Origin of the sequence: Bartonella sp. MM73XJBT (assembly GCF_028618465.1) — a bacterium.
GTDB lineage: Bacteria > Pseudomonadota > Alphaproteobacteria > Rhizobiales > Rhizobiaceae > Bartonella.
The window spans coordinates 1-4,883 of sequence record NZ_JAQISY010000063.1 but is presented as its reverse complement, the minus strand read 5'-3'; the positions used below and the strand labels follow the sequence as shown (position 1 = coordinate 4,883).

2 protein-coding genes are annotated in these 4,883 nt (G+C 32.7%); both read left to right on the top strand.

Features of this window, described 5'->3' with window-relative positions; genetic code table 11:
• Positions 1 to 2,445: type ISP restriction/modification enzyme (locus tag PVV69_RS09220; protein WP_273757270.1), on the top strand; the 2,445-nt coding region annotated here is incomplete at its 5' end.
• Positions 2,446 to 4,053: 1,608 nt separating this feature from the next.
• Positions 4,054 to 4,695 (top strand): hypothetical protein, encoded by a 642-nt coding sequence (locus PVV69_RS09215; protein ID WP_273757269.1) that lies wholly within the window; start codon positions 4,054 to 4,056, stop codon positions 4,693 to 4,695.
• Positions 4,696 to 4,883 lie beyond the last annotated feature (188 nt).

Genomic DNA, 4,883 nt, shown 5'->3' with positions numbered 1-4,883 from the left:
AAAAATATTTCTAGGAGTGTGCAATTTTACACGCGTGGAATTACCACTCTTGAAGCACAACAAAGCTTAATTGTAGAACTTTATAATGAATTTTTCCGTTATGCTTTTCCACGTACAGTGGAAAAATTAGGAATTGTTTATACCCCCATTGAGGTTGTTGATTTTATCATTCATTCTGTTGATGATGTCTTACGCAATGAATTTGGAAAAAGCTTGGGGTCACGTGGTGTTTCTATTCTTGACCCTTTTACGGGTACTGGTACCTTTATCACACGGTTGTTACAATCTAAACTGATAAAACCAGAGGATATGGAATATAAATACCGTTATGATATTCATGCTAATGAGATTGTCTTGCTCGCTTATTACATAGCAGCCATTAATATCGAAGCAACCTATCATGGTCTTATGAAAGGGAATTATATCCCATTCAAGCATATTGGTTTAACTGATACGTTTCATCTTTTTGAGAAAAAAGATCTGATGGAAGGTACTATGAAAGAAAACAGTGAATATTTAGAACATCAGAAAAATCTAAATATCGAAGTTATCTTTGGCAACCCTCCTTATTCAACAGGGCAAAAAAGTGCCAATGACAATGCAAAAAACATCACTTATTCTATACTAGATGATCGTATCCGTGAGACTTATATAGCTCAATCAAAAGCAGTGAATATGCGAAATCTTTATGATAGCTATATCCGCGCTATTCGCTGGGCAAGTGACCGTATTGATAATGCTGGAGTAATCGGCTTTGTTTCTGGTTCTGGTTACATAGAAAAGCCAACAATGGACGGTTTACGAAAATCTTTAGCCAAAGAATTTACGAGTATTTATGTGCTTAATTTACGGGGAGATATTCGTAAAAATATGTTAAGCAATGGGAAAGCTCAAGAAGGAGAGAATGTTTTTGGTAATGGTAGCATGACGGGTATTGCGGTAACGCTATTTATCAAAAATCCCAATGTTTCTGGAGATTGTAAAATTTACTATCATGACATTGGTAATAATCTCACAACAAAAGAAAAACTTACAGCTCTCGAGTATTTTGGTAGTATTGATGGCATCAAAAATAAATCAAGCTGGCAAATAATTACACCAGACAAACATAGTGATTGGATAAAGCAACGTGACGAAAGTTTCAAAACATTCTTAACTATGGGTGTCAAAAAGGGGCATGATAAAAAGCTCTTTGAAATTTATTCTCTTGGTGTTTCAACCAATCGTGATGCTTGGGCGTATAACTCAAGCCGTGAAACTGTAAAGAAAAATATGAATAACATGATTGCCTTCTATAATAGCGAGGTAAAACGTTTTAATAATAGTTATCCACATACTGACCGTAGAACACTTACAAAAGTTGTAGATAATTTTGTCAATTCCGATGAAAGTAAAATCAGTTGGAGTCTTAATCTTAAACAACATTTAGCTAGAGAAAAGGTTTTGGAATTTGAAGAGATATGCATCACTCAGAGCTTATATCGCCCTTTTACGAAACAGTGGCTCTATTATGATAGAACCTTTAATGAAATGGTCGCCAAAATGCCATGCATATTTCCAATAGGACAAACAATTGAAAATAGAGTGATACAAATTACAGGAACAGGAGCAAGAAGTGGTTTTTCTGTACTGATGAGTAAGGATTTACCTAACCTTCACGCAATAGATACAGGTCAATGCTTTCCAAGATACTTTTACGAAGATATTCAATCCTTAAAAAATAAAAAACAATCTCATTTATTTGCAAATGCTACAGAGCAAAACAAAACAACTGGTTTACAGAGGCGTGATGCTATTACTGATGAGGGATTAGCACATTTTAAAACTGCTTATCCTAATGAAACTATCACGAAAGATGATTTATTCTATTATGTTTACGGTCTTTTACATTCAGAAGATTATCGCAGTCGCTATGCTGATAACCTCTCTAAAGAATTGCCTCGTATCCCTTGTGTAAAGACAGTTGATGATTTTTGGAAATTTGTTACAGCAGGGCGTAAATTAGCTCATTTGCACGTAAATTATGAAGATGTGGAACCTTATCCAGTCACATTTAAAAAAGGCAATCCAAAACAGACTGATATCTCTAATCCTAAAGAATTCTATTACGTGAATGAAATGAAATTCGCAAAAATTAAGGATAGTAAGGAAAAGGATAAATCCACTGTTATTTATAATAGTAATATCACTATAACAGATATCCCTCTTGAAGCTTATGAGTATATCGTCAATGGTAGACCCGCCCTTGAATGGGTTATGGGGCGTCAATGTGTTAAGACCGATAAAAAGAGTGGCATTGTGAATGATGCCAATCGCTATGCTGTTGAAACCGTTGGAAACCCTGCTTATCCATTGGAGTTATTCCAAAGGGTTATTACCGTAAGTTTAGAGACAATGAAAATTGTTAAAAACCTACCAAAATTAGAAATTAGAGAAACTGAATAGACTTACCATGCTCACATGATGGGTATGATAAATTCACAAGGGGTATAAGGTCTTATAACTATAGGTTTTATACCCCTTTTATAAATTGCTTACATACAATCTTAAAAGGAATAATTTATCATTGCGTTCTTCTAAAAAGAAATCATTTGCACTTTTAAACACTGTCATTTGGATTGCTTTAAGACTTATAAGAAATCCACTCTTAAAGTGAATTAGATTTTTTTACATTGCCTTTAAAAGATTATACCGTAATCTCAAATGATAGCTTTATAGCTTTCAAAAAATCTCTTGAAAGAGAGTTATGTATATTCATTTTGCTTATAGGTTTTGAAGGTTTCTCAAACCCTCAAAATACCTTCAAAAATATACTATGAGTTGAATTTAAGGTTGTGTTGTCGATATAGGTTGTATTATTAAAACATTAACATATTGAAATATAATAACTTTTATTTTTTTGATTGAAAAAAATATATAAGGGGGCATAAAAGGAACCTTCAAAACCTTCAAAACTCATAACCATAAGAGCCTTGATAGCATTTCTTATGATGATAGCCCCTTTCTTTTGAAAGGCTTTAAGAGATCACATACTTTTTTAAGACGTGTTTTTATCATTCTCTCAAATGATCATTTTGTCAGTTCAATTTACAGACACAAACTGACAAATATATATTTACAGTTGTATTTATTTGTTGTGCCGTTTTAATAAGTTGTATTTTGAAAAAGAGATAAAACTTAACATATTGAAATATAATGTTTTTAATTTTCTCTCATTTGAAAAAAATAATAGAGGATCTAGAAACAACTGACAAAACTGACAAGATTGACAAAAGTCTATTAAAAGGGATTTTGCTAATCTCTATAATTATCAATCTCTCTTTAGAGATTTCATAACAAGCTATAAATCACAATTATCATTTCTCTTATGAAAATGAAAAATAATGCCATGGCTATAAGAGCTATAAGTAACATAACAGCTATAGAGAATATATAAAAACAGCAGGCTTTCATAATCACAATGCAAATGAATGCATTGCTTATAAAGACAGCCTCTATAAAAGGCTATTAAGTTGCAAATGTGTTATAAAAGAAATTAACAGAAATCTTTAAAAAACATTTAGTAAAAAACAGATACGTTATAAAGTTAAAAATACGCATAATGAGAGCGTTTCTCAATATTATAAATGTATAGATTCAAAAAATAACGAAATCGTTTAAGAAAGCCCATAATATCGCTTTAAAAGCACATAAATACAAAAGAAGTATATGATAAATATATACACATAATGCATTTAAAAAAATATAAAAAATATCAAAAAAGATAAAATATTATTTGACAATAAATACGTATTTTGTTATATAGATAATCAAGTGATTGAAAAACACTTTAAACAGTAAGCGGATAGGTTACGAAACAGCCTCTCCCATTTCTTTAAAATACTGACTTTCTTTTATGCTTTTGTTAGTATATGAGAATTTTGTCGGGTGTGCTTACACCATATAATACCCTATGGGAAAAGTGTAAGCAACGGACTTACTGCCGTGTTTTTCAGCACCCGGCGCCCTTATGGGCTGTCAATTGAAAAACGTATAATCAGTAAGGATTTAGTTATGACAAATATATCAAAAAACACCCCCGTTATTTCTAACATTTCAAATGAAACCGCATCTAATAATAAACAAGAGCTTGCAAAAAAATACGAATTTACAGGTGAAACAATAGAGGTTGGCTTTAAAACACTGCATAGGATTAGAGCTTTAAGAGATTTTGGTGATGTAAAAAAAGGGGACCTCGGCGGTTTTATACAAGGTGAAAGCAACTTATCACATGATGGCAATTGCTGGGTTGGTGGAAAAGCCAAAGTTTATAGCAATGCACGCGTTTACGATAATGCCGTTGTAAGTGGTTATGCCCATGTGAACAATGTTGCTTGCATTTATGAAAACGCCCGTGTTTATGGCAAGGCTGTGGTGGCTGGTCAAGTTTATGGCAATGCAGAGGTCTATGGTTTTGCACGCATTTATCCTGATGCTCATATTTTTGAAAATGCTCGCGTTCATTATTACGCTTGTGTCTTTAATGATACAAAAATTTATGGCAATGCGAAAATTTCTGGATATGCTTGTATTTTTGCAAATGTAAAGATTTTTCGCAATGCGGTCATTAAAGGTGATACTTGGGTTCGCAATAATATTGAAGTCTGTAATAAAGAAATTGTCTATAATGATCAGTCATTAAAAGACGCTGCTTAAATAAGCGCGGGCGTCGCGGGGGCGCCCTTCTTTAAACATCTCATTTAAAAATCTAATCTCTTTATAAAGGAATTGTGCTATGCAAAAAAAGTTTGCACTCACAAATGAAACGCGTGTATTTGGTGAATATGTTCTTTACCGTATTAAAGCATTAAAAGACTTTTCTGATATTAAAGCTGGTTCTTTAG

What these genes read in the sequence shown, in the direction of transcription:
- PVV69_RS09215 (WP_273757269.1), top strand. Translation starts at nt 4,054, where the DNA reads ATGACAAATATATCAAAAAACACCCCCGTTATTTCTAACATTTCAAAT.